At 57.3% G+C, this 25,244-nt stretch carries 20 protein-coding genes and 2 pseudogenes; 9 read left to right on the forward strand and 13 right to left on the reverse strand.

Annotated features, from left to right (window positions below; translation table 11 throughout):
• The 3 genes from HA41_RS07280 to glpD form a co-directional block, all read right to left on the reverse strand.
• The coding region (locus HA41_RS07280) for a triphosphoribosyl-dephospho-CoA synthase (RefSeq protein ID WP_244175101.1) at positions 1-486 on the reverse strand (486 nt) is incomplete at its 3' end.
• Positions 486-2,141, reverse strand: a complete 1,656-nt coding sequence (mdcA, locus tag HA41_RS07285; RefSeq protein ID WP_094120211.1) for a malonate decarboxylase subunit alpha — start codon at positions 2,139-2,141, stop codon at positions 486-488. The genes mdcA and HA41_RS07280, both read right to left, overlap by 1 nt.
• Before the next feature lie 362 nt (positions 2,142-2,503).
• Positions 2,504-4,009, reverse strand: coding sequence for a glycerol-3-phosphate dehydrogenase (glpD, locus tag HA41_RS07290; RefSeq protein WP_094120212.1), 1,506 nt, complete (start codon positions 4,007-4,009; stop codon positions 2,504-2,506).
• 226 nt (positions 4,010-4,235) lie between these two features.
• Here glpD and glpE point away from each other — a divergent pair, with 226 nt between their 5' ends.
• The 5 genes and pseudogenes from glpE to malQ all read left to right on the forward strand — a co-directional run bounded on the left by glpE (position 4,236) and on the right by malQ (position 10,852).
• A complete protein-coding gene (glpE, locus tag HA41_RS07300; protein WP_094120214.1) occupies positions 4,236-4,562 on the forward strand; it encodes a thiosulfate sulfurtransferase GlpE in 327 nt (108 codons plus the stop codon).
• A 29-nt stretch (positions 4,563-4,591) separates the two neighbouring features.
• The gene (gene glpG / locus HA41_RS07305; RefSeq protein ID WP_094120215.1) at positions 4,592-5,413 is read left to right on the forward strand and encodes a rhomboid family intramembrane serine protease GlpG; all 822 of its coding nucleotides are present in this window, start codon (positions 4,592-4,594) and stop codon (positions 5,411-5,413) included.
• Between the two features lie 41 nt (positions 5,414-5,454).
• Positions 5,455-6,213 carry a DeoR/GlpR family transcriptional regulator gene (locus HA41_RS07310; protein WP_094120216.1) on the forward strand — a complete coding sequence of 253 codons (759 nt, stop codon included), beginning with the start codon at positions 5,455-5,457 and terminating at the stop codon, positions 6,211-6,213.
• 157 nt (positions 6,214-6,370) lie between these two features.
• Positions 6,371-8,776, forward strand: coding sequence for a maltodextrin phosphorylase (gene malP, locus HA41_RS07315; protein WP_094120217.1), 2,406 nt, complete (start codon positions 6,371-6,373; stop codon positions 8,774-8,776).
• Positions 8,777-8,784: 8 nt separating this feature from the next.
• Positions 8,785-10,852, forward strand: a pseudogene (gene malQ / locus HA41_RS07320) (4-alpha-glucanotransferase).
• A 39-nt stretch (positions 10,853-10,891) separates the two neighbouring features.
• Here the strand turns inward: malQ and nfuA are convergent.
• Positions 10,892-11,467: a Fe-S biogenesis protein NfuA gene (nfuA, locus tag HA41_RS07325; RefSeq protein ID WP_094120218.1), complete on the reverse strand. Its 576-nt coding sequence runs from the start codon at positions 11,465-11,467 to the stop codon at positions 10,892-10,894.
• A gap of 58 nt (positions 11,468-11,525) precedes the next feature.
• On the reverse strand, positions 11,526-12,206 hold the full coding sequence (gene gntX, locus HA41_RS07330) for a DNA utilization protein GntX (protein ID WP_094120219.1): 681 nt from the start codon (positions 12,204-12,206) through the stop codon (positions 11,526-11,528).
• Positions 12,207-12,240: 34 nt separating this feature from the next.
• On the opposite strand from gntX, the gene bioH reads away from it, so the two are divergent.
• The gene (gene bioH / locus HA41_RS07335) at positions 12,241-13,017 is read left to right on the forward strand and encodes a pimeloyl-ACP methyl ester esterase BioH (protein ID WP_094120220.1); all 777 of its coding nucleotides are present in this window, start codon (positions 12,241-12,243) and stop codon (positions 13,015-13,017) included.
• Between the two features lie 168 nt (positions 13,018-13,185).
• Positions 13,186-13,455 carry a YdgH/BhsA/McbA-like domain containing protein gene (locus HA41_RS07340; RefSeq protein WP_094120221.1) on the forward strand — a complete coding sequence of 90 codons (270 nt, stop codon included), beginning with the start codon at positions 13,186-13,188 and terminating at the stop codon, positions 13,453-13,455.
• On the opposite strand, the gene HA41_RS07345 is transcribed toward HA41_RS07340, so the two are convergent.
• From HA41_RS07345 to yjbE, 4 genes are all read right to left on the reverse strand, one after another.
• Positions 13,456-15,141, reverse strand: a complete 1,686-nt coding sequence (locus tag HA41_RS07345) for a sugar phosphorylase (RefSeq protein ID WP_094120222.1) — start codon at positions 15,139-15,141, stop codon at positions 13,456-13,458.
• 127 nt (positions 15,142-15,268) lie between these two features.
• Positions 15,269-17,596 carry a Tex family protein gene (locus HA41_RS07350; RefSeq protein ID WP_094120223.1) on the reverse strand — a complete coding sequence of 776 codons (2,328 nt, stop codon included), beginning with the start codon at positions 17,594-17,596 and terminating at the stop codon, positions 15,269-15,271.
• 103 nt (positions 17,597-17,699) lie between these two features.
• Positions 17,700-18,173, reverse strand: coding sequence for a transcription elongation factor GreB (gene greB / locus HA41_RS07355; RefSeq protein WP_094120224.1), 474 nt, complete (start codon positions 18,171-18,173; stop codon positions 17,700-17,702).
• A 185-nt stretch (positions 18,174-18,358) separates the two neighbouring features.
• Complete coding sequence (yjbE, locus tag HA41_RS07360; protein WP_094120225.1) at positions 18,359-18,604, reverse strand: exopolysaccharide production protein YjbE; 246 nt, start codon at positions 18,602-18,604, stop codon at positions 18,359-18,361.
• Between the two features lie 535 nt (positions 18,605-19,139).
• Between yjbE and ompR the strand changes: the two genes are divergently transcribed.
• Both ompR and envZ read left to right on the forward strand, forming a co-directional pair.
• Positions 19,140-19,859 carry an osmolarity response regulator transcription factor OmpR gene (gene ompR / locus HA41_RS07365; RefSeq protein ID WP_001157751.1) on the forward strand — a complete coding sequence of 240 codons (720 nt, stop codon included), beginning with the start codon at positions 19,140-19,142 and terminating at the stop codon, positions 19,857-19,859.
• Positions 19,856-21,223: a two-component system sensor histidine kinase EnvZ gene (envZ, locus tag HA41_RS07370; protein WP_094120226.1), complete on the forward strand. Its 1,368-nt coding sequence runs from the start codon at positions 19,856-19,858 to the stop codon at positions 21,221-21,223. The genes ompR and envZ overlap by 4 nt, the downstream gene beginning before the upstream one ends.
• A 36-nt stretch (positions 21,224-21,259) precedes the next feature.
• On the opposite strand, the pseudogene pckA reads toward envZ, so the two are convergent.
• The 4 genes and pseudogenes from pckA to yrfG all read right to left on the reverse strand — a co-directional run bounded on the left by pckA (position 21,260) and on the right by yrfG (position 25,214).
• Positions 21,260-22,878: pseudogene (gene pckA, locus HA41_RS07375) on the reverse strand (phosphoenolpyruvate carboxykinase (ATP)).
• A 353-nt stretch (positions 22,879-23,231) separates the two neighbouring features.
• The gene (gene hslO / locus HA41_RS07380; protein WP_094120227.1) at positions 23,232-24,098 is read right to left on the reverse strand and encodes an Hsp33 family molecular chaperone HslO; all 867 of its coding nucleotides are present in this window, start codon (positions 24,096-24,098) and stop codon (positions 23,232-23,234) included.
• Between the two features lie 50 nt (positions 24,099-24,148).
• The gene (hslR, locus tag HA41_RS07385) at positions 24,149-24,550 is read right to left on the reverse strand and encodes a ribosome-associated heat shock protein Hsp15 (protein WP_094120228.1); all 402 of its coding nucleotides are present in this window, start codon (positions 24,548-24,550) and stop codon (positions 24,149-24,151) included.
• Positions 24,551-24,563: 13 nt separating this feature from the next.
• Entirely contained in the window at positions 24,564-25,214 is a 651-nt protein-coding gene (yrfG, locus tag HA41_RS07390; RefSeq protein WP_094120229.1) for a GMP/IMP nucleotidase, read from the reverse strand.
• Between the last annotated feature and the right edge of the window lie 30 nt (positions 25,215-25,244).

Here is a 25,244-nt window from a genome sequence, read left to right on the forward strand (position 1 = left end):
GGCACCTGAGTAGCGGCTGGCTCGCTTCAGCCCTGCTGAACAGTTTCGGTGCCGCCGGTCAGGCAGCGTTGCCAGCGCCGCTGCGGTACGCGTCAGCTGATCGGCACTGGCTTCACCGCCATGCATCGCCGCTGCGCTGACCAGCAGGCCCAGCGCCCAGATAGCACCACGATGGGTATTCACGCCGCCGGTGGCCGCCATCATCTGCTGCTCGCCTTCCCGTCCCAGACGTCCTACCGTTTCGCGCAGGGCGATGTCGGCCGGGCGCATCCAGCTCTGCCGGGCCAGCGCCAGAAAGGTCGGTACCAGGCTCTCGGCGGAACGCTCCATCAGTGCCAGCGTCAGGTCCTGATGCGCGCCGTTTCCCCGACTGTCGACCAGACCCGGCTTTGGACTCAGCCGCGCTTCATCGGTCAGACAATCGCGCGCCGTGATCGCCAGCAGGCTGGCTTGCGCCTCGGGTTGAGTCTGCGACAGGAGTTTCATTACCAGCTCCGGAATTTTGCGGGTGGGTTATAAAGACCGCCCGACCATTCCACCAGGTCAGAGACGCTGCTGGCGGCCAGCAGTGAGCGCGTCGCATCGGAACGACGGATGCCCATATCTTCCGGATAGACCACTTTGCCGCTTTTACGCAGGGCAGCGACACGTGCCGCATCGACGCCAAGACCGATATCCGTGATGCCGGCTACCGCAGCGACCATGGCACGGCGCTCTTCAAGGCTTTCTGCACGATAGAGATAGGCAATACCCTCTTCGGTCAGCACGTGGGTAACGTCATCGCCATAAATCATCACCGGAGCCAGCGGCATACCGGTCGATTTTGCCACTTCAACCGCATCAAGGGTTTCAACGAAGGTCGGTTTTGCCCCGGCCTGGAAGGTCTCAACCATCTGCACCACCAGTTTTTTCCCGCGCTGCATCGGGTCCGGCTCGGTGATCATATTGAGCCAGGCAGGCGAGGCGTGACGTCGGCCGTGCGGATCGTGGCCCATGTTAGGTGCACCGCCGAAGCCGGAAAGGCGACCGCGAGTGACAGTCGAAGAGTTTGCCAGCCCATCAACCTGCAAGGTGGCACCGATAAACATATCGACCGCGTACTGGCCAGCCAGCTGACAGAAGGCGCGGTTAGAGCGCATCGAGCCATCGCTGCCGGTAAAGAAGATGTCAGGACGGGCGCGAATGTACTCTTCCATCCCCAGTTCACCACCGAAGCAGTGGACGCTCTCAACCCAGCCGCTCTCGATGGCCGGGATCAGCGTTGGATGCGGATTCAGCGTCCAGTGTTTACAGATTTTGCCTTTCAGGCCGAGCTGTTCACCGTAGGTCGGCAGCAGCAGCTCAATCGCGGCGGTATTAAAACCGATGCCGTGGTTAAGCGACTGCACCTGATGCTCGGCGTAGATGCCTTTGATCGCCATCATCGCCATCAGGATATGTTCCTGCTTAATCAGGCGCGGATCGCGGGTAAACAGCGGTTCGATAAAGAACGGTTTGTCCGCCACCACGACATAGTCGATCCAGGAACCGGGGATATCGACGCGCGGCAGGTCGGTTTCGTCATCGACCAGTTCATTGACCTGAGCAATCACGATACCGTCACGAAACGCGGCGGCTTCCACCAGCGCAGGGGTATCTTCCGTACTGGGACCGGTATACAGATTACCTTTGCGGTCCGCTTTATAACCGGCAATCAGCGCAACGTTCGGGCTGAGGTCGACGTAGAGACGGGAATAGAGTTCGATATAGGTGTGGATGGCACCGATTTCCAGCTGGCCATCTTCTAACAGCTGGGAAATACGCAGGCTTTGCGGGCCGGAAAAAGAAAAGTCGAGTTTACGTGCAATGCCTTTCTCGAAAATATCCAGATGTTCGCTGCGACCAACGCTCGGCATAATCATGTGCAGGTCGTGGACTTTGGCCGGATTCACCCCAGCCAGCGTGCGTGATAAGAAATCAGCCTGTTTCTGGTTATTCCCTTCCAGCACCACCCGATCACCGGGTGCTATCAGTTTTTCGAATGCTTCAACGGCTCTTTCAGTAGGAATGACTTTGCCATCAACAGGAAAGGAGGCCAGACGTCGCGCTTTTTCACTGCGGCGTGTGTTCCATTCCCGGGCAGGCGTTTGGCCTGTGTTCATTTCAACCTCCTGATTAAAATAACGGATATGTCGTTTTGCTAAGAGAAGTCTCTACTTTCTTGATCGGTGGTTCAATTAAGCAAAAAGCCTGAACGTTAGATTTACAGTAACAATAAGAGATGACCGTTTTGATAAGCGAAACAGAAAGAGTTGAGTTTAGGCGCTGAGGGGGGATATAAACGAAGAAAGGGTATTGCGTGTAAAGAATGGTGTGGGGTCCGCATAATAAATAAGTCGCGGTAAAAACAGAAAGTCTGCTAGCGAGATGTGGGGCAACGCAGACGCAATAAAATCGACATCACCGGTGCTGCGCGCATAAAAAAAGCAGGCCGGAGCCTGCTTTCTGATGCGGTATCGTCAGATTATGACGCCAGCGACAGGGTGGGTTTCGCTTTCTGCGCCAGCCATTCTGCCACGCGGGCCTGCTGCTCTTTGCTCAGCCACATGCCCTGCTTGGTACGACGCCAGATCGCATCCTCCACTTCACGCACCCATTCATGCTGCACCAGGTAACGTAACTCCGCCTCGTAGAACTCATGACCGAAGTTCTCGCCCAGATCGTCCAGGCTCTTCGCACCGGCTAACAGCGTTTCGGTATTGCTGCCGTAAGTGCGGGCAAAGTGGCGCGCCATATTTTCGCTGATGAACGGATAGCGGCGACGCAGACTGGCGGCGTAATCTTCGCGGGTGCCGGAAATATTGCCGCCTGGCAGCACGCAGTTCTTCGTCCAGGCCGGACCAGCATTCGGATAGTACTTCGCCAGTTTCTCCAGCGCATGTTCCGCCAGCTTACGGTAAGTGGTCAGCTTGCCGCCGAACACTGACAGCAGCGGTGCCTGACCGTTATCGTCACGCACATCCAGCGTGTAATCTCGGGTAATCGCCTGCGGTGAATCTGATTCGTCGTCGCACAGCGGACGAACACCGGAGTAGGACCAGACAATGTCGTCAGCGGTCAGCTGCTTTTTAAAGTGACCGTTAAACACTTTCAGCAGATAGTCGGTCTCGCTGTCGTCAATATGCACGTTTTTCGGATCGCCTTTGTACTCCACATCGGTGGTACCGATGATAGAGAATTCATCCATCCACGGGATGACAAACACGATACGGTTATCTTCGTTCTGCAGAATGTAAGCCTGCTTCTCGGTATGCACGCGCGGCACCACGATGTGGCTGCCTTTAATCAGGCGAATGCCATACGGCGATTTTAACTTCAGACCGTCGTCGAACAGCTGCTTGACCCACGGACCCGCGGCGTTGACCAGGCCTTTGGCACGCCAGGTGTAGGTTTTGCCGCTGTCGACATCTTCCGCTTCAACCATCCACATGCCGCCTTCACGCCAGGCGCGGTTAACGCGGGTACGGGTACGCACTTCACCGCCACGCTTCACCACTTCCTGCGCATTCAGTACCACCATGCGTGCATCATCGACCCAGCAGTCTGAGTATTCGAATCCGCGCGTGATTTCTGGTTTCAGGGCCGAATCCGCGCCAAAACGCAAACTCTTACTGCCCGGCAGGCTGGTACGCTTACCCAGGTGGTCATACATAAACAGGCCGGTACGGATCATCCACGCCGGACGCAGATGCGGGCGATGGGGCAGACGGAAGCGCATCGGGAAAGCGATGTGCGGGGCCATTCTCAGCAGAACTTCACGTTCGGCCAGCGCTTCGCTCACCAGACGGAATTCGTAGTGCTCCAGGTAGCGCAGGCCACCGTGGATCAGTTTTGAACTGGCGGAAGAGGTCGCGCAAGCCAGGTCCCGCGCCTCCAGCATCAGCACCGACAGTCCGCGTCCTGCAGCATCTGCTGCAATGCCGGCACCGTTGATGCCGCCGCCGATCACGATCAGGTCTTTGGTTTCCACGTCATCTCCTCCGATGTTCGGAATAGTTCACTAATGTTCGTTTTCGAGCATAATCATAATCGCAAACCAACATTGATGCCAGCTTTTAACCGGGTAAAAACATTTTTGCGTGATATAGCTAACATTCTGCCCGCGAAAAAAATACAAAGCCGCAATGATTGTCAGGTTATCGGCGCTGATTCTCGGGTTACACTAGGCGCCATTGTGACGATGTATGAGAGAGACCATGGAAACGTTTGAATGTATTAATGTGCAGCAGGCACAGGACCATCTGACGCAGGGTGCGCTGCTGGTCGATATCCGTGACCCGCAAAGTTTTGCACTTGGTCACGCCGCCGGTGCGCTGCATCTGACCAACAGCAATCTCAGCGAGGTGGTTGCCGGTGCGGATCACAGCCTGCCAGTGCTGGTGATGTGTTATCACGGCAACAGCAGCAAAGGTGCCGCACAATATCTGCTGGAACAAGGGTTCAGCGCGGCGTACAGCATTGATGGCGGCTTTGACGCCTGGCGTGCCGCGTTCCCTCAGCAGGTTGCTCACGGCAGCGAATAAATTGCCGCTCGTCACATGGAGAGTTACTGATGCGCATTACCCAATTTAACCAGCCGCGTATGGCGCAGGCGTTTGTTGACTATATGGCAACGCGCGGCGTCACGCTGCGTATTGAGCATGAAAACCACTACGTCATCATGCTGGATGATGAAAGCCAGCTGGAGATGGTCGAAAACGAACTTCAGCAGTTCGTGCGCGACCCGAACCATCCGCGCTATCAGGCCGCGAGCTGGCACAGCGGTAAAACCGACAGCGGCTTGCGCTATGAGCGCAGCAACATCTGGGCGAATATCCGCGAACGCGCCGGTCCGCTGACCATGACGGTGATGCTGCTCTGTATCGCGGTCTTTATTCTGATGCAGATTCTGGGCGATCGTACCGTGATGTACTGGCTGGCATGGCCGGATGCCGATCAGCATCTTGAGGTATGGCGCTGGTTCAGCCACGCGCTGCTGCACTTTTCACTGCTGCACATTCTGTTCAACCTGATGTGGTGGTGGTATCTGGGCGGGGCAGTAGAGAAGCGGCTCGGCAGCGGAAAGCTGTTTGTAATTATGCTGATCTCCGCGCTGCTCAGCGGCTGGATGCAGGCGAAGTTCAGCGGTATCTGGTTTGGCGGTCTGTCGGGCGTGGTCTATGCCCTGATGGGCTATTGCTGGCTGCGCGGCGAACGCGATCCCGACAGCGGCATCTATCTGGAACGCGGCTTGATCGGTTTTGCACTGGTCTGGCTGGTGATTGGCTGGTTTGGCGTGTTTGGCCTGGCGATCGCCAATGCGGCGCACGTCGCCGGTCTGGTGGTAGGACTAGCCATGGCGCTGGTCGATACGCGAAAAATCACGCGCCGTTAGTTGTGGCATAGCAGGAATAAGCGAGTAAACAGGAGAGGAATGTGAAGCAGACGCAACGTCATGACGCGATTATCGATTTAGTCCGGCGTCAGGGATATGTCAGTACTGAGGAGCTGGTGGATCATTTCGAGGTCAGTCCGCAGACCATTCGTCGCGACCTGAACGATCTGGCTGACCAGAATAAAATTCAGCGCCATCACGGCGGCGCGGCGCTTCCCTCCAGTTCTGAAAACACCGCCTGGCACGATCGTAAAATGATGTTGTCAGCGGAAAAGGCACGCATTGCGCAGCGGGTGGCCAGCCAGATCCCGGATGGCGCCACGCTGTTTATCGATATCGGCACCACACCGGAAGCGGTGGCCCACGCGCTGCTGAATCATAACGATCTTAGGGTGGTCACCAACAACCTGAACGTGGCGATGCTGCTGATGGGCAAACCCGATTTTCGGGTGATCATTGCCGGTGGCGAAGTGCGGACCCGCGACGGGGCGGTGATGGGCGAAGCCACGCTCGACTTTATCTCTCAGTTCCGCCTTGATTACGGCATTCTCGGCATCAGCGGTATCGATATGGATGGCTCATTACTGGAGTTCGACTACCACGAAGTGCGGACCAAGCGCGCCATCATCGAAAACTCACGCTGCGTGATGCTGGTCGCGGACCACTCTAAATTTGGCCGTAACGCGATGGTTAACCTCGGCAATATGAGCCTGCTGGACCATCTCTATACCGATAAAACGCCGCCAGCCAGCGTGATGAAAGTGATTGAGCAGCATGAGGTTCATCTCGAACTCTGCTGATTTCCCCTGCCGCCAGCGGCTCTGCTGGCGTTTTTCTTTGATCGCTGTCGCTTTTTTCTCCACTCCCGTCTTTACTTAACGCGTTGCTGGCGCTCAGTTGCCAGCCCGTGCGCTTGCTCGTTTTGCTTCACCTCATTGCGTAACAGAAGGGAGTGATATGCCGCAGCAGAAATTCAATAAAGCCCGTTTTAACGCCGCATTAACCCGTCAATGGCAACACTCAGGTCTCACCTCCGCACAACAGATGACAACGCACCAGTGGTGGCAGGCGATTAGTGCGGCGCTGGCAGAATTGCTGGCGGCGCAACCGGTGCCCCGCGTCTCTAAGGGGCAGCGCCACGTCAATTACCTGTCGATGGAGTTTCTGATCGGCCGTCTGACCGGAAACAATCTGATCAATCTGGGCTGGTATGACGACGTGAAGGCGCTGCTGGCTGATCAGCAGATCGATTTAACCGAACTGCTGGAGCAGGAGGTCGATCCGGCACTCGGCAACGGCGGGCTGGGACGGCTGGCGGCCTGCTACATGGATTCAATGGCTACCGTTGGTCAGTCCGCCACTGGTCACGGACTCAACTATCAGTACGGCCTGTTCCGCCAGTCCTTTCATCAGGGACATCAGATTGAAGCGCCCGACGACTGGCAGCGTGACCGCTATCCGTGGTTCCGCCACAATGCGGCACTGGATGTTGAGGTGGCGATGGGCGGCAGTGTGGTGAAGCTGGAGCAGGGCGGCGTCCGCTGGCAGCCCGATTTCTTTCTGCGCGGTGAGGCGTGGGATCTGCCGGTAACCGGCTACCGCAACGGTACCACACTGCCGCTGCGGTTGTGGCAGGCGACCAGCGCTCATCCTTTTGACCTGACCCGATTTAACAACGGGGAATTTTTGCAGGCGGAGCAGCCCGGCATTGATGCGGCAAAACTGACGAAGGTGCTCTATCCCAACGACAATCATCAGGCGGGCAAACGCCTGCGCCTGATGCAGCAATATTTCCAGTGCGCCTGTGCGGTCGCTGACATCCTGCGCCGCCATCATCAGGCGGGGCGCAGCATCCACAGCCTGCCCGATTTCGAAGTGATACAGCTCAATGATACTCATCCCACCATCGCCATTCCGGAGATGCTGCGACGGTTGCTGGACGAGCATCAACTGAGCTGGGATGAGGCCTGGCATATCACCAGCCGGTTGTTCGCTTACACCAACCACACGCTGATGCCCGAAGCGCTGGAGCGCTGGGATGAAAAACTGCTGCGCAGCCTGCTGCCGCGTCACATGCTGATTATTAAAGAGATCAATCAGCAGCTGAAAAAGCAGGTGAAGCAGCGCTGGCCGGATGACAAAGCGCTCTGGCACAAACTGGCGGTGGTGGCTGACGGCGAAGTGCGCATGGCAAATCTCTGCGTGGTCAGCGGTTTCGCGATTAACGGCGTAGCCGCGCTGCACTCCCGGCTGGTGATTACCGATCTGTTCCCGGAGTATTACCAGCTATGGCCGCATAAATTTCATAACGTCACCAACGGTATTACCCCGCGCCGCTGGCTGAAGCAGTGTAATCCGGCGCTGGCGTCGCTGATTGATGAGACGCTTGAGGGAGAATGGGCCAGCAACCTCGATGCGCTTAAAGGACTGGAGGCCTATGCCGACGATCCGGCGTTTTGTCAGCGTTACCGCAGCATCAAGCAGCAGAACAAAGCGCGGCTGACCGACTACATTGCGCAGCACACCGGCATTATCGTCAATCCGACGGCGATGTTTGATGTGCAGATCAAGCGCTTACATGAGTACAAACGCCAGCATCTCAGCCTGCTGCATATCCTGCACTGCTATCAGACCCTGCTGGATAACCCGGAAGATGCGCACTTTAGTCCGCGGGTCTTTCTGTTTGGTGCCAAGGCGGCCCCGGGCTATTACCTCGCGAAAAATATTATTTACGCTATCAATAAAGTGGCGGAAGTGGTGAACAACGACCCGCGGGTCGGCGACAGACTCAAAGTGGTGTTTATTCCCGATTACCGCATCACCGTGGCGGAGTTGATCATCCCGGCGGCGGACTTGTCTGAGCAGATTTCCACTGCCGGCTATGAAGCCTCCGGCACCGGCAATATGAAGCTGGCGCTGAATGGCGCGCTGACCATCGGCACGCTGGACGGGGCCAATGTCGAAATTGCCGAACAGGTTGGCGAGGAGAATATTTTTATCTTCGGGCATCACGCTGATGAGGTGAAAGCCCTGAAAGCGGCCGGTTATAACCCGAAAAAAGTGCGCAAGCAGAACAAGGCGCTCGACGCGATACTCAAATCGCTGGAGAAGGGCAAGTTCAGCGACGGGGACAAACAGGCGTTTGACCTGATGCTGGCGAGCCTGACTAAAAACGGCGATCCCTGGCTGGTGCTGGCAGATTATCAGGCCTACATCGAGGCGCAACAACGGGTGGAAGCGCTATGGCGCGACCCGCAGCGCTGGACGCGCGCCGCTATCCTTAACACCGCGCGAACCGGCATGTTCAGCTCGGATCGCGCCATTCGTGATTATCAGCAACGTATCTGGCAGGCAGCACGCTAAGGAGCAGCATGAAACAGAACTCACTTGATCAGGCCGCCCGGGCGGCCGGTATTTCGCTGGATTACATCAACGTTAACGGCGAAAAAGAGGCGATCAGCGATGACACCAAGCGCGCCTTGCTGGCGGTGATGGGCGATCCGCATGACGCAAAGAAGGCGCCACTGCCGCCGGTTGCGGTGTTCAGCGGCAGCGGTAAACGTCAGCTTACCCCGCAGGCAGCGGTGTTTATCACTGGCAGTTGCAAACCGAAAACGGCAAACAGCTCAGCGGGGAACTGACCGCTGGCGAACCTTTTACGCTGCCGGGTCCGCTGGCGCAGGGCTATCACCAGCTGACGCTCAGCAAGGGAAAAAAACAGTGGCAGACCCGCATTATTGTTACGCCGCGCCGCTGCTATCTGCCGCCGGGGCTGGAAGCGGGCGAGAAGCGCTGGGGCGCGCTGGTGCAGCTCTACACGGTGCGTTCGGCGCAGAACTGGGGCATCGGTGATTTTGGCGATCTGCAAATCCTGCTGGAGCAGCTTGCGGCGCGCGGCGGTGATTTCGTCGGGCTCAATCCCTTGCATGCGCTCTATCCGGCCAGTGCCGATTTTGCCAGTCCTTACAGTCCATCATCACGTCGCTGGCTCAACGTTATCTACATCGACGTCGCTCAGGTGATCGATTTCCAGCAAAGCCCGGCGGCGCAGAAGTGGTGGAAAAGCGCTAAAACGCAGCGGGCGCTGAACAAAGTGCGTGAGGCGGATCTGGTCGATTATGAGGCAGTGATGGCGCTCAAACTGGCCGCGTTACGCCTCGCCTGGACCCACTTCCAGGCGCGGGATGCGGAGAGCGAAGATAAACAGTCGTGGTCCGCTTTTGTGCGCGAAGGTGGCGACAGCCTGCGTTATCAGGCGCCTATGACGGCATACAACTTGAGCGGCGGGCAGGCAATGCGCAGCACTGGGGCTGGCCCGCCTGGCCGGAAGGCTGGCGTAACAGCCAGTTGCCGGAGGTGCAGCGTTGGTGTGAGCGGCATGAAGAAGAGATCGCCTTCTGGCAGTGGCTGCAATGGCTGGCGCAGCAGCAGTTCTCTCGCTGCTGGTCGCGCAGTCAGGCGCTGGGGATGAGCGTGGGTCTCTACCGCGATCTGGCGGTAGGCGTGGCGGAAGGCAGTGCCGAAACCTGGCACGATCCGGAGCTTTATCGCCTGCAGGCGTCGATTGGCGCACCGCCCGATCGTCTTGGTCCGCTGGGCCAGTACTGGGGCTTACCGCCGATGGATCCGCATGTGATGCAGGCGCGTGGCTATCAGCCGTTCATTGACATGCTGCGCGCCAACATGCGCGATTGCGGCGCGTTGCGTATCGACCATGTGATGTCACTGCTGCGTCTGTGGTGGGTATCCGCCGGTGAAACGGCGGATAAAGGCGCTTACGTGGCCTATCCGGTGGATGATCTGCTCGGTATTCTGGCGCTGGAGAGCCACCGGTTGCGCTGCATGGTGATCGGGGAAGATCTCGGCACCGTACCGAAAGAGATTGTCAGCCTGCTGCGCAAAAGCGGGGTGTTTTCGTGGAAGGTGCTCTGGTTCGAGCAGGAGAAAAACGGCAGCTATCGCGCGCCCGCGGACTACCCGCGGCAGTCGATTGCCAGTGCCAGCACCCATGATTTGCCCACGCTGACCGGATTCTGGGAGCAGGGCGATCTGTCGCTGGGGGAGAAGATTGGTCTCTATCCGGGGGACGCGGTCAACGCGCTGCATCAGCAGCGGGCAGAGCAGAAGCAGGCGCTGCTGGATGCGCTGCATCAGGCAGGCGCGCTACCGGCCCGCAGCCCGAAAAAAGCGGATAAGCTGGCAATGACACCGACGCTGAATCGGGCGATTCATCGCTTCCTGGCTGATACCGACAGTGCGTTACTGGGCCTGCAGCCGGAGGACTGGCTCGGGATGACCACGCCGGTGAATGTGCCGGGCACGGTTGAGCAATACCCCAACTGGCGGCGTAAGCTGAGTAAAACGCTGGAAGAGATGTTTGCTGACGAGGAAGTGAATAAGCTGCTCAAAGCGGTCAGCCAGCAGCGTAAGCCTGGCTGAGAAGGTTAGCGCGACAGCTGAGCTGTCGCGCTGACTTCATCAGTAGAACGAGTGTTCGCCGCGCTGGTGCTCGGTGATGTCGCGCACGCCTTTCAGTTCCGGGAAGGCGGCCAGCAGCTCTTTCTCGATGCCATCTTTCAGGGTGACGTCGATCATTGAACAGCCGTTACAGCCGCCGCCGAACTGCAGGATGGCGTAACCGTCATCGGTGATCTCCATCAGCGACACGCGACCACCGTGGCCCGCCAGCTGTGGGTTGATCTGCGCCTGCAGCAGATACTCAACGCGCTCCACCATCGGCGCATCATCAGAGACCTTCCGCATTTTGGCATTAGGCGCTTTCAGCGTCAGTTGCGAACCGAGGTTATCGGTGACGAAATCGATTTCAGCGTCTTCCAGATAAGGTGCGCTCAGTTCATCCACATAGGCTGACAGTTTTTCGAACTTCAGCTCGGTATCTGTTGCTTCGACCGCGTCAGGTGGGCAATAAGAGACACCACACTCAGCTGTTGGCGTACCCGGGTTAATCACGAATACGCGAATCTGGGTGCCATCTTCTTGTTTGGATAGCAGTCTGGAAAAATGCTCTTGGGCAGAATCAGTAATTCGGATCATGTCGATTGCTCAATAGTTGACTAATTTAGTTGGTTATAATACGCCCATCAATGGCGCTCTACAAGGTACGGCACAGGCACCAGATCTGCACGCTGGCCGCGCCCTGCGCCAGTAACAGGCGACTGATTTCTTCTGACGTGCTGCCGGTGGTGACCACATCGTCCAGCAGGGCGATATGCCGTCCGCGCACCGCCATTTCAAGGCGGAAAGCACCGCGTAAGTTGCTGCGGCGCTGGCGAGCGCTCAGCTGATGCTGTAACGCCCCTTGTCGCTGACGATGTAATCCCGTTCCCCACTCGCAACCCAGCCAGTGCGCCAGCGGCGCGGCCAGCAGATCGGTCTGATTGTAGCCGCGCTGCCAGCGTCGTCGCCGGTGCAGCGGGACCGACAGTAGCAGGTCAGGGCGTGGCAGGTCGCCACGCCGGTAGACATTCTGCCAGCTTAGCAAAAGCAGCCGCGCCAGCATCACCCTGAGTGCGGTTACGCGAGAAAATTTGAGCTGATTGACCCATAGGCTGAACGGCGGGCGATAGCTGTTAACGCAGATCAGTGCCTGCCAGGGGGGTGGCTTCTGCAGGCAGCGTCCGCAGGGATGGCGCACGTTACCGGCGGGTAACCCGCAGCGCGGGCAGAGCAGCGGCAAAGCGGGCAACTGGCGTAAACAGGGGCTGCACAGGCCGTGTTGCGTCATCCGCAACGGCAACCGGCATAGCCAACACAGGGCAGGCATTGATAGCATAGCGACCTCCTAATCACTTTCAGGATAGTAATTGATGACGTCGCTTTACTGGCACACCTGTGGAACAGGGAATGATGATCTTGTGCTGCTGCACGGATGGGGACTGAATGCGGAAGTCTGGCAAAGCATTATCCCGCGACTCAGCCCGCACTACCGTCTGCATCTGGTCGACCTGCCTGGTTATGGTCGTAGCCAGGCCTTTGGTGCGCTGTCGCTGGCAGAGATGGCGCAGCAGTTGCTGCCTGCGCTGCCGCCGCAGGCGATTGTCGTGGGCTGGTCGCTGGGTGGACTGGTCGCAACACAGCTGGCGCTGGCCGCGCCGCAACGGTTGCGGGCGTTGATTACCGTTGCCTCTTCACCCTGTTTTACCGCAACAGAGGAGTGGCCAGGCATCAAACCCGATACGCTGCAAAACTTCCAGCAGCTGCTCAGCAACGATTTTCAGCGCACGGTCGAGCGCTTTCTGGCGTTGCAGACGCTGGGAACGGAGACCGCCCGCGCCGATGCGCGCCGCCTGAAAGAGGTGGTGTTGTCGCAGCCGATGCCGTCGGTCGCGGTGCTGGATGGCGGGCTGGAGATTTTACGCCAGGTCGATCAGCGCGACGCGTTACCACAGATATCGCTGCCGTTCCTGCGACTGTATGGCGCACTGGATGGCTTAGTGCCGCGCAGCATTGCTGCCCGCCTCGACCAGACGCTGCCCGCGTCGCCGTCATGGGTGATAGACAAGGCGGCCCACGCGCCGTTTATCTCTCATCCTGGGGCGTTTTGTCAGCACATTATTAATTTCATCAACGATTTGCCGACATAATTGCGGCGGTGACTGGCAAAATTGGCCGGAGCGGCAATACTTCTCTCTGTGAGCAAGGCCGCTGCAATTTTATGTGATTAGTCCCGGATGACTATGCCGTTCCATACTGCCTTACGCGTTTAGCGGCTGCTTACATCTCACAATGGATCATGAATGAGGGTAAACATAATGAAGGTTTTAAAATGGGTTGTGGCTTCAATGATGATGGGCGCGATTTCATTTTCTGCGATGGCAGCGAAAGAAGTCACCAAAGAAGAAGTTAAAACAATGAACCTGCAGAAGATTGGCACCGTTAACACCACGGCGGAAACGACCTCGCCAATGGATGCTAAAAAAGTGCTGTCGCAGCTGGCTGACGAAAAAGGCGGTAAATATTTCCTGGTCATCGCCGGCCGTGAACACGGTAAATTCAGCGCCACGGCTGACGTCTATAAATAATTAGCGTAGCCACATGAACTGCCAGGCATCCAGCCTCACCGGCTGGGTGCCATCAACCTTCCTGCCACTCACCACATCCTGCAAGGTATGCGCCACCGGCAACCGGGTCTCAATCGGGCGTCCGCTGAGATTAAACACGCACAGTAATCCATCGCCGCTTTCTGGCTGATGCCGACGCATCACCAGCAGTGCGTTTTCGCTGTCATAAAGCGTCATCGGATTGTCAGGATGAAAGGCTGGCTGGCGACGACGCAGCTGAATCAGCTGACCCAGTTGGGTATAGACCTGATGGCGCAGCCAGTCGTCTCCTGCCAGCGCTGCCTCAATCTGCCTGAGATCGTATTTCTGACGGTTAATCGCCCGGTTATGCCCGGCCGTCCGCACGCCATCATAATGGTTGCGTGAGCCGAGAATGCTTTGAATATAGATAGCTGGCACGCCAGGAAAGGCCAGCAGGATGGCGTGAGCCAGCAAAAAGCGCTGCAGGCGGGTCGCGTCATCATCGGCTTCACGGTTTAACGCATCCAGATAGGTGACGTTGATTTCATACGGGCTGGTCGTGCCGTCCGGGTTATTTTTGTAGGAGACCAGCGCCCCCTCCAGCGCCAGATCGCGCACCAGCGCTACAATCTCTACCTCGCTGAGAATGCCGCGTGCCGGATTGAGCCCGATACCATCGTGTGACGCCAGAAAGTTGAAGAAGGTGGTGTCATTACTGCTGAGATCCAGGCTGCTGGCCCACTGCCGCAATGCGCGTGCCGAGCCGGTATGAATGCCGTGAAGCACCAGCGGCGGCAGGGAGAACTGATAGACCATCTGCGCCTCATCATGGCCGTTGCCCAGATAGCTGATGTTGTCCTGATGCGGCACGTTGGTCTCGGTGATGATCACCGTGCCGGGCGCGACAATATCGGCGATGGCGCGGAACAGTTTCACCAGCTGGTGGGTCTTTTCCAGATGAATACAGCGGGTGCCTGGCGTTTTCCACATGTAACCAACCGCATCCAGCCGCACATAATCGGCACCGCGTTTCAGGTAGTCGAGCAGCACATTAACCATGCGCAGCAGCACCACCGGATTGGCGAAGTTGAGGTCAATCTGATCGGCGCTGAAGGTGGTCCAGATAAAGCGGGTCTCACCATCGGCCATCTGAAACGGTGTCAGCAGCGGGGAGGTACGCGGGCGCGTCACCGCGCTGAGATCGGTGGCGGGCGGCATACTGATGAAGAAGTCATCCCAGCCGGGGTCCTGCGCCAGGAAGTGTCGGAACCAGACGCTGTGCGACGACATGTGATTACAGACGAAATCAAACATCAGGCGGGTTTCCTGATGCAGCCGCGCAACGTCCTGCCAGTCGCCACAAAGCGGGTCCACCTGATGATAATCAATCACCGAGAAGCCGTCGTCAGACGAATAAGGGAAGAACGGCAGCAGATGCACCAGCGGGAAAATAGATTGCAGGTGCTGCTGATAGAAACGGGAAAAAGTGCTGAGCGTCGGCTTATCAGCCTCGCGAAACTGATCGGCGTAGCTGATCAGCACCACGTCCTGCTCATCCCAGTGCGCTTTGCGCGGCAGCTTGATGGCATCGCGCGCGTCTGCAATATCCGCCAGCAGCTGCGTACGCGTTGCCTCAGGAAAAGTGCCGGCATAAATCTTATCGATTAGATCGGTGATCGTTTCCATCGTAAATTGGGTGCCACTGCAGGTGTTGTTTTTATGACAGGCGTCTTTCTAGCGTAGCGCTATGGCGGGGATTTTCCACTGAGGGAACGAGATTGAAAGGGGGACGACGCGCGTCCCCCTGAAAAATTTAACGTTTCTTACCGAAGGCAGCCGCCAGCGCATCACCCATCGCGCTGTTACCTGCGGGCTGGCTGGCCGGACGGGCGCGTCCTTTGCCAGCTGCCGGGCGCTTCTCATCACGTGGCGCGGCGTTCTTTCCACCACCGCGGACATTGCCTTCACCGGGCTGCTCATCCAGACGCATCGTCAGGGCAATTCGCTTACGGGGCAGATCGACCTCCATCACCTTCACTTTAACGATGTCGCCTGCCTTCACCACCTGATGTGGATCCTCGACGAAGCGATCGGAGAGTGAAGAGATATGTACCAGCCCATCCTGATGCACGCCGATATCAACGAATGCGCCGAAGTTGGTGACGTTGGTCACCGCGCCTTCCAGAATCATGCCCGGCGTCAGATCGTTCAGCGTTTCGACGCCTTCAGCAAACTGTGCGGTTTTAAATTCAGGACGCGGGTCGCGGCCCGGCTTCTCCAGCTCTTTCATGATATCGGTGACGGTCGGTAAACCGAAGCGCTCATCGGTGAAATCGTGGGCGCGCAGATTACGCAAACTGCCGGCATTGCCCATCAGGTCACTCAGTGCCTGTTCGGTGGCGGCCAGAATTCGCTCCACCACCGGATAGGCTTCCGGGTGGACGGTCGAGGCATCCAGCGGGTTATCGCCGTGGTTGATGCGCAGGAAGCCGGCGCATTGCTCAAAGGCTTTCGGGCCAAGACGGCTCACTTTCAGCAGCTGCTGACGATTCTGGAAACGGCCGTTCTCATCACGCCAGCCGACAATATTTTGCGCCATCATCCGCGTCAGACCGGCCACGCGGGTCAGTAGCGGCACCGAGGCGGTATTCAGATCGACGCCGACGGCGTTCACACAGTCTTCCACTACCGCATCCAGTTTCTTCGCCAGCAGGCTCTGACTGACGTCATGCTGGTACTGGCCAACCCCGATCGATTTCGGATCGATCTTCACCAGCTCCGCCAGCGGGTCCTGCAGACGACGGGCAATGGAGACCGCGCCGCGCAGCGAGACATCCAGATCCGGGAACTCCAGCGCCGCCAGCTCAGACGCCGAGTAAACCGAGGCACCGGCTTCGCTGACAATCACTTTCTGCGCCGTGACCTGCGGGAACTGCTGTTGCAGATCGAGGAAGAAACGCTCGGTTTCGCGTGATGCGGTGCCGTTGCCGATCGCCACCAGCTCAACCTGATGCTTAATACAGAGTGCGGCTACGGCGGCGGCGGCTTTTGCCGTCTGGCCGGTGTGCGGATAGACGGTATCGGTCGCTACCAGTTTGCCGGTGGCATCCACCACCGCCACTTTGACACCGGTGCGCAGACCGGGATCGAGGCCCATGGTGGCGCGCATCCCGGCGGGTGCCGCCATCAGCAGATCGTGCAGGTTACGGGCAAAGACATTGATCGCTTCATCTTCAGCACGCTCGCGAACCGTACCCATCAGCTCGGTTTCCAGATGCAGCATCACCTTGATGCGCCAGGTCCAGCTCACCACCGCTTTGCGCCAGCTATCGGCCGGGGCGTTATTCAGGCGCAGGTTGAGGTGCTCAGCAATCAGCGTTTCGCCATGGCTTTCACGCGGTGCTTCATCAAACTGCGGATCGGCGTTGAGCGAAAGCTGCAGTACACCTTCATTACGGCCACGCAGCATCGCCAGCGCACGGTGTGACGGCACGCTGCTCAGCGCTTCATGGTGATCAAAATAGTCGCGGAACTTGGCCCCGGCTTCCTCTTTGCCTTCCACTACGCGTGACACCAGATGGGCGTTCTTCCACAGGTAGTTACGCACTTTCGCCAGCAGGGCGGCGTCTTCGGCGAAACGCTCCATCAGGATATAACGGGCACCGTCCAGCGCGGCGCGTACGTCGGCCACGCCTTTATCCGCATCGACGTAGCGTTCAGCCAGTTGCTCTGGCTGATGGGAAGGCTCCTGCCACAGCGTTTCCGCCAGCGGTTCCAGACCGGCTTCAATCGCGATCTGGCCACGGGTGCGGCGTTTCGGTTTATAGGGCAGGTAGAGATCTTCAAGCTCGGTTTTGCTGAGGGTAGTGTTGATGGCGCGCGCGAGGTCATCGGTGAGTTTTCCCTGCTCGTCAATCGACCTGATAATCGACTGACGGCGCTCTTCAAGTTCACGCAGATAGCTGAGGCGGGTTTCCAGCTGGCGTAGTTGGGTATCATCCAGCCCACCGGTGACCTCTTTACGATAACGTGCGATAAACGGCACGGTATTCCCTTCATCCAGCAGGCGAACGGCGGCATCAACTTGCTCTGCCCGCGCCTGTAGCTCGCTGGCAATTATCTGGCTCAGAACTTTCATCATCAGGACTGTCTTGCTTTCCGGGTTGAGAAATAGCGGACAGTTATACGGATTGATGGTTGAAATTGCCAGAGATGCGGGCGGCTTTCAGCGATATTCTGAATCGCTATTCCTGATAGCGGATTTCGTTGACGTACCACAGCGCCGGACCGGCTGGCGTCGCAACGGTAGCGGCATCGCCGACCTCTTTTTTCAGCAGAGCGCGCGCCATGGGCGAGTCGATTGAGATGTAATCCTTGCGGCCAAAAATCTCATCATAGCCGACGATACGGAAGCGCTTGAGGTCACCATCATCGTTCTCAATTTCCACCCAGGCACCAAAGAACACTTTGCCATCCTGCTGCGGTGAATAATCAACAATCCGCAACTGCTCCAGGCTTTTGGTCAGATAGCGAACGCGACGGTCAATTTCACGCAGACGCTTTTTGTTGTACTGATAATCAGCATTTTCGCTGCGGTCGCCGAGACTGGCAGCCCAGGTGACTTTTTTAGTCACTTCCGGTCGCTCTTCACGCCACAGGTAATCGAGTTCTGCTTTCAGCTTATCGAAGCCTTCGCGGGTAATCAGTCGGGTTTTCATGCTGCATCGGCCAGAGAGAATCAAAGAGCGTCAGTGTAAGGCAAAGGGGGCGTGGCAAAAAAGAGTCGGGGAAGGGTTTTTAAAGTCTAAAACCCACGTTGACTTCCCCGGCGGCGAAAGGGGTGAGCGCAAAATCGTATTCTGAAACAGAGTATTTACTAAAGGTATTAAACAGGACGATAAAATTATTTTCCAGCGTGGGTCGCCGTGGTGGTTGAGGTGCTGCTGCCGTGTCCGTCTCCGCCACCGCCCGCTGTAGCCAGCGCTACGCCGAGCAGTGCCGCAACCGCGCCCACGCCAATCGCATTTGAGTTGCCCTGGGCGGTGGTGGTCGCCAGAGCGCCCGCCGCTTCACCGGTAGCGGTAGCGGCATAAACCGGGCTGACGCTCGCAAATGCCAGCGCGCTCAGCAGTAAAATTGTTTTTTTCATAGTGTATCCCCGTTGAGACGATCATTGATGCCAGCGCAGTCTGGTTGAAATTTTTCGGGGCGAAAAAGTTGGGTTTACTGATTGATTTAAAGCACTTTAATTTTCAATGGCCTTGCAGGTAAGGTGAATCAAATTAATCCGAGAGAAGTCAGGCGGGAATAAGCTGTTTGCTGGAATTTTATGCTGTGAATCATGCAATGCTGTAGATTATCTGGAGCTAATCAATAATGATGGCTGATGTTTAAGTCAAATTATCTGGTAACCTGCTGAAATTGCTCACTGAATAAATGCTGGCATGCTTCTGACGCCAGCGATGAAGAGAAATTTCGCCAATATTTCGGAATTGCCGTAACGCATTTATGACGCCGTAAAAAGGGTTATATCCTGGCCCTGATACGCATAAATTAAATATAACCTGCTGTTTAATATGCTTTGTAACAATTTTGGCTAGAATATAAACCATTAATGACTGTCACTATAAGGCATCTTTTTTTAACAATATTGGCTCAGGCAATAGCGCCTTTGGGAGTTGAAAATGCAAGAGAACTACAAAATTCTGGTCGTCGATGATGATATGCGTCTGCGTGCACTGCTTGAACGCTATCTCACCGAGCAGGGCTTTCAGGTGCGCAGTGTTGCTAACGCCGAGCAGATGGACCGTTTGTTAACCCGTGAATCTTTTCATCTGATGGTGCTCGATCTGATGTTGCCAGGCGAAGATGGCCTCTCGATCTGTCGACGTCTGCGCAGTCAGAGCAACCCAATGCCGATCATTATGGTGACCGCCAAGGGCGAAGAAGTGGATCGTATTGTCGGGCTGGAAATCGGCGCGGATGACTACATTCCGAAACCGTTTAACCCGCGTGAGCTGCTGGCCCGTATCCGGGCGGTGCTGCGTCGTCAGGCTAATGAACTGCCGGGCGCGCCTTCACAGGAAGAGGCGGTCATCGCCTTTGGTAAGTTCAAGCTTAACCTCGGTACCCGCGAAATGTTCCGCGAAGATGAGCCAATGCCGCTGACCAGTGGTGAGTTCGCGGTGCTGAAAGCGCTGGTCAGCCATCCGCGTGAGCCACTGTCGCGTGACAAGCTGATGAACCTGGCACGTGGTCGTGAATATAGCGCCATGGAACGTTCGATCGACGTCCAGATCTCCCGCCTGCGCCGCATGGTGGAAGAGGATCCGGCGCATCCGCGTTATATCCAGACCGTCTGGGGCCTGGGCTACGTCTTTGTGCCGGACGGCAGTAAAGCATGAGGCGACTGCGCTTCTCGCCACGCAGTTCGTTTGCCCGCACCTTGCTATTGATCGTGACCCTGCTGTTTGTCAGCCTGGTCACGACCTATCTGGTGGTGCTGAACTTCGCCATTCTTCCCAGTCTGCAACAGTTCAATAAGGTGCTGGCCTACGAAGTGCGTATGCTGATGACCGACCGGCTGCAGCTGGAGGATGGCACGCAGCTGGAAGTGCCACCGGCATTTCGCCGGGAAATCTACCGCGAACTGGGGATCTCGCTCTATACCAATGCAGCAGCAGAGGAGAGCGGATTGCGATGGGCGCAGCACTATGAATTCCTGAGCGAGCAGATGGGCCAGCAGCTCGGTGGTCCAACTGACGTGCGGGTTGAAGTAAACAAGAACTCCCCGGTGGTCTGGCTGAAAACCTGGCTGTCACCAGACATCTGGGTGCGGGTACCACTGACCGAGATTCATCAGGGCGACTTCTCACCACTGTTCCGCTACACCCTGGCAATTATGCTGCTGGCGATCGGCGGGGCCTGGCTGTTTATCCGTATTCAGAACCGACCGCTGGTGGATCTGGAACACGCCGCCCTGCAGGTCGGGCGCGGCATTATTCCGCCGCCGCTGCGCGAATATGGCGCCTCGGAGGTGCGATCGGTCACCCGCGCCTTTAATCAGATGGCGGCTGGCGTGAAGCAGCTGGCGGATGATCGCACGCTGTTAATGGCGGGCGTCAGCCACGATCTGCGTACTCCGCTGACCCGCATTCGTCTCGCCACCGAGATGATGAGCGAGCAGGATGGCTATCTGGCCGAGTCGATCAATAAAGATATCGAAGAGTGCAACGCCATCATTGAGCAGTTCATCGACTACCTGCGTACCGGCCAGGAGATGCAGACTGAGCGTGCCGATCTCAACAGCGTACTGGGTGAGGTGGTCGCCGCCGAAAGTGGCTATGAACGTGAGATTGAAAATGCGGTGATGCCGGAAGAGCTGATGCTGGATATCAATCCGCTGTCGATCAAACGAGCACTGGCCAATCTGGTGGTCAACGCGGCGCGTTACGGTAATGGCTGGATCAAGGTCAGTAGCGGACGGGAATTGCATCGCGCCTGGTTTCAGGTGGAAGATGACGGGCCGGGCATCAAGCCGGATCAACTGGCGCATCTGTTCCAGCCGTTTGTGCGCGGTGACAGCGCCCGCAGCACCAGCGGTACCGGGCTGGGACTGGCGATTGTGCAACGAATTATCGATGCGCATCAGGGATCGCTGGAGATTGGCGAGAGCGAACGCGGGGGATTACGGATTCGTGCCTGGCTGCCGTTAGTGGAAACCCTGGCGCTGAGCCACAACACCAGCAGCAACAGCGTCTCAGGCTGATAAAACCGGCGCGGAATGAATACCGCGCCGGTTTTTTTAGCGTTGCGGACCGGCTTTAACCAGTGCCGCACCCGCCGCGTTATCGGTATATTTGGCGAAATTATCAATGAACCGCTGCGCCAGACCCTCGGCGGCCGCCGTCCACTTCCCCTCGCTTTCCCAGCTGAGACGCGGATCGAGCGTATCCGCATCCAGTTCACCGAGACTCACCGGCATCTGCAGATTAAAATCGGCAGCGTTTCCGTCGGCGCATCATCCAGTTCACCGGCCAGAATCGCGTTGATGATGGCGCGGGTATTCTTCAGGGAGATACGTTTGCCGCTGCCGTTCCAGCCGGTATTTACCAGATAAGCCTGCGCACCGGCGGCTTCCATTCGCTTCACCAGCACCTCTGCGTACTGCGTCGGATGCAGCGTCAGGAACGCGGCGCCGAAGCAGGCGGAGAAGGTCGGGGTCGGTTCGGTGACGCCGCGCTCGGTGCCCGCCAGTTTAGCGGTAAAGCCCGACAGGAAATGGTACTGGGTTTGCTCAGGCGTCAGGCGGGAGACCGGCGGCAGCACGCCAAAGGCATCAGCGGTCAGGAAGATCACCTTCTTCGCGTGGCCTGCTTTGGAGACCGGCCGCACAATATTGTCGATGTGGTTGATCGGATAGGAGACGCGGGTATTTTCTGTTTTGCTGCCGTCGGCGTAATCGACGCTGCCATCTTCGCGCACCACCACGTTTTCCAGCAGCGCATTGCGGCGAATCGCCCGGTAGATCTCCGGCTCGGCCTGCTCAGAAAGATTGATGGTTTTGGCGTAGCAGCCGCCTTCAAAGTTAAATACGCCGTCATCGTCCCAGCCGTGCTCATCATCGCCAATCAGCTGACGGTCAGGATCGGTAGAGAGCGTGGTTTTGCCGGTGCCAGAGAGGCCAAAGAACACCGCGACATCGTCCGCTTTGCCGACGTTGGCGGAACAGTGCATTGAAGCAATCCCTTTCAGCGGCAGCAGGTAGTTCATGACGGCAAACAGCCCTTTCTTCATTTCACCGCCGTACCAGGTGCCGCCGATCAGCTGCATACGTTCGGTCAGGTTGAAGGCAACGAAGTTCTCTGAATGCAGCCCCTGCGCCTGCCAGTCCGGGTTGGTGCATTTTGCGCCGTTCATCACCACGAAATCGGGCGTGAAACCGGCCAGCTCCGCCTCATCCGGCTGGATAAACATGTTTTTCACAAAGTGCGCCTGCCAGGCCACCTCAGTGACGAAGCGCACGCTCAGACGGGAATCAGCATTGGCACCGCAGAAGGCATCCACTACAAACAGACGTTTGCCGGAGAGCTGCCGGGTGACGCACGCTTTCAGCGCGTTCCAGGTCTCCTGCGACAGCGGCTGATTGTCATTTTTGCCGGTGCCCTGATCGTTCCACCACAAGGTATCGCGCGTGGTGTCGTCACGCACAATGTACTTATCCTTTGGCGATCGCCCGGTGAAAATGCCGGTATCGACAGCAATCGCGCCGCTCTGCGTCAGGGTGCCGCGTGCAAAACCGTCGAGGTCCGGGCGTGTCTCTTCCTGAAACAGCGTATCGTAATCAGGGTTGTAGACCACTTCCGTGGTATCCACGATCCCCAAAGCGGCAAGGTCTTGCGAGGTCAGGCCGTTAACGCGCATTTTACTGCTCCTTAAATCGGTGTCTGTTCTGCAAAGCAGAGATAGGTTGGGATCGTGCCGCCGGGCACCCTCGCTGAAGATTTACAGCGCGTCGCCAGCGTGCCGCGTCCGGATAGCGCGCCGGTTCAGGCATCTGCCTCGGGATGATGGGCGGATGCACGATCGCGCGCAGTTTACTCCTCTGCGTTTCGGGAAAAAGTCTGGTGATCTAAAAAATGCGACTCAGGGCGCGTTAAGACTATGTTTCGAACGTTTTGAAGATGTTATGAAAGTAAAAAAAAGATAATTTCTCAGGAAAATTATGGGGATAGGCGGAGCGGGGAGGGAAAGGGCGGCGAATGCCGCCCGATAAATCAGTGCAGACGGTCGCTGTTTTCCAGCGAATGGCTACGGATGCCGGCAATATCCACCGCATCAAACACATAGTTTGAGCCGCAGTAATCGCAGTGCATGTCGATTTTGCCATCTTCAGCGATGATCTCATCGACCTCTTCCTGCGGCAGCGTTTTCAGCACTTCACCACAACGCTCACGCGAACAGGTACATTTGTAGATCACCGGCTGCGGATCGTAGACCGTCGCTTCTTCCTGATGATAAAGACGCCACAGCACTTCATTGGCCGGCAGATCGATCAGCTCGTCGGTTTTGATGGTTTCGGTCAGCGTCGCCAGATGGTCGAACGCCTCTTTCCCGGTCTCCTGCGCTGGCATCACCTGCAACAGAATACCGGCTGCGCCTTTCTCGCTGGTACGGATAAACAGCCGCGTCGGCAGCTGCTCGGAACGCATAAAGTAATCTTCCAGGCATTCGGCCAGCGTTTCGCCTTCCAGCCCGACCACGCCCTGATAGCGTTCGCCTTTCTCCGGAGAGATAGTGATCACCAGATAGCCGTTACCGACCATGCTTTTCAGCGTGCTGTCGGCCGGAATATCGCCTTTGAACCGCGCTACGCCGCGCAGTTCCTGGTTGTTGTTGCCGTTAATCACCGCCAGGGATAACGGGCCGTCACCCTGCAACTGCACGGTGATTTCGCCGTCAAACTTCAGCGTGGCGGTCAGCAGGCTGGTAGCGACCAGCATCTCACCCAGCAGGGTATTCACCGCCGCCGGATAGTCGTGGTTCTTCACGGTTTCGCGCCAGGTGTTGGAGACGTTCACCAGCTCGCCACGTACCGCGGCATTTTCAAACAGATAACGGTGCAGTTGATCCTGGACTGACATATTTTTTTCTCTCATTGGGGCGGGGCGGTGACGCGTCAGTAAAGACGGCGCTACTCATCGCCCGATAATTTAAACTTCATCAAATCGCGACGCTCTTTCTTGTCTGGTCGCCGATCGGGATGTGGCATCGTCAGGGCATTCATCTTGCGCGCCTGCGCCACTTTCTCGCGTTTTTCGATGCTGGCATCCGTTTCCCGGTAGAGCTGCTGGGCTTCGCTGGCCGGACGGCGTTGACTACTGATTTCTGCCACCACCACAGTACGTTCATCGTTGCCCTGCCGCAGGGTCAGCTCCGCATCCAACTCCACCAGCTTACCGGGTTTACTGCGCTGACCGTTGTAATGCACTTTGCCGCCTTCAATCATCTCGCGCGCCAGCGCACGGGTTTTATAAAAGCGGGCTGCCCACAACCACTTATCGAGGCGCACGCCTTCGCTGCTTTTCTCTTTCATTGCTGCTCCTGCTTCAGATCAGCGTCTGGAAATCGCTCACCGCGACGTGACGCTCGAAGATTTGCTCAGGACGGCCCGAATCGGGATTATTCACGCCTAAGCACCAGCCGATGCCCGCTAACTTCGCCGCATCCAGAATCACTTCGTTGTCATCGATAAACAGCGTACGCCGTGCGCAATAGCCGGTGTGCTGTTGTACCGCCTGCCATAAACGTTGGTCTTCTTTCGGATACCCAAAAGTATGGGTAGAAAGTAATAAATCAAGGTGTGGCGCTAAACCGGTCTGCGCCAGTTTGACGTCCAGATTGTAAGGATGCGCGTTGGTGAGCAGGATGGTGCGCTTGCCTGCGCGTCGCAACGCCTGCAGAAACGGCAGCGTATCGGGGCGAAGCGCCACGCGGCTGCGCAGTTCCCAGGTCATGGTGCGGATATCCAGCGCCAGCGCCTGCGCCCAGTAATCCAGACAATACCAGTTTAGCGTATGGGCTACGGCCTGATACTTTTCCGCGATGATCTGATCCGCTTCCGCCAGGGTGATGCGGCGCTGCTGGCTGAGTATTGCAGGCACATGCTCCAGCCAGAAATGACGATCAAACGCCAGATCCAGTAGCGTGCCATCCATATCCAGCAGTACGGTATCAATCTCAGACCAGTCAAACGTCATGGTGTCTCACCCTGTAAAAACCGGGCGACA

The organism is Pantoea conspicua (assembly GCF_002095315.1).
In the GTDB taxonomy this organism is placed as follows: domain Bacteria; phylum Pseudomonadota; class Gammaproteobacteria; order Enterobacterales; family Enterobacteriaceae; genus Pantoea; species Pantoea conspicua.

Coding starts and splice junctions, on each gene's coding strand:
- mdcA (WP_094120211.1), bottom strand. CDS start 2,141: ATGAACACAGGCCAAACGCCTGCCCGGGAATGGAACACACGCCGCAGT.
- glpE (WP_094120214.1), top strand. CDS start 4,236: ATGGAAACGTTTGAATGTATTAATGTGCAGCAGGCACAGGACCATCTG.
- glpG (WP_094120215.1), top strand. CDS start 4,592: ATGCGCATTACCCAATTTAACCAGCCGCGTATGGCGCAGGCGTTTGTT.
- malP (WP_094120217.1), top strand. CDS start 6,371: ATGCCGCAGCAGAAATTCAATAAAGCCCGTTTTAACGCCGCATTAACC.
- nfuA (WP_094120218.1), bottom strand. CDS start 11,467: ATGATCCGAATTACTGATTCTGCCCAAGAGCATTTTTCCAGACTGCTA.
- gntX (WP_094120219.1), bottom strand. CDS start 12,206: ATGCTATCAATGCCTGCCCTGTGTTGGCTATGCCGGTTGCCGTTGCGG.
- bioH (WP_094120220.1), top strand. CDS start 12,241: ATGACGTCGCTTTACTGGCACACCTGTGGAACAGGGAATGATGATCTT.
- HA41_RS07340 (WP_094120221.1), top strand. CDS start 13,186: ATGAAGGTTTTAAAATGGGTTGTGGCTTCAATGATGATGGGCGCGATT.
- HA41_RS07345 (WP_094120222.1), bottom strand. CDS start 15,141: ATGGAAACGATCACCGATCTAATCGATAAGATTTATGCCGGCACTTTT.
- HA41_RS07350 (WP_094120223.1), bottom strand. CDS start 17,596: ATGATGAAAGTTCTGAGCCAGATAATTGCCAGCGAGCTACAGGCGCGG.
- greB (WP_094120224.1), bottom strand. CDS start 18,173: ATGAAAACCCGACTGATTACCCGCGAAGGCTTCGATAAGCTGAAAGCA.
- yjbE (WP_094120225.1), bottom strand. CDS start 18,604: ATGAAAAAAACAATTTTACTGCTGAGCGCGCTGGCATTTGCGAGCGTC.
- ompR (WP_001157751.1), top strand. CDS start 19,140: ATGCAAGAGAACTACAAAATTCTGGTCGTCGATGATGATATGCGTCTG.
- envZ (WP_094120226.1), top strand. CDS start 19,856: ATGAGGCGACTGCGCTTCTCGCCACGCAGTTCGTTTGCCCGCACCTTG.
- hslO (WP_094120227.1), bottom strand. CDS start 24,098: ATGTCAGTCCAGGATCAACTGCACCGTTATCTGTTTGAAAATGCCGCG.
- hslR (WP_094120228.1), bottom strand. CDS start 24,550: ATGAAAGAGAAAAGCAGCGAAGGCGTGCGCCTCGATAAGTGGTTGTGG.
- yrfG (WP_094120229.1), bottom strand. CDS start 25,214: ATGACGTTTGACTGGTCTGAGATTGATACCGTACTGCTGGATATGGAT.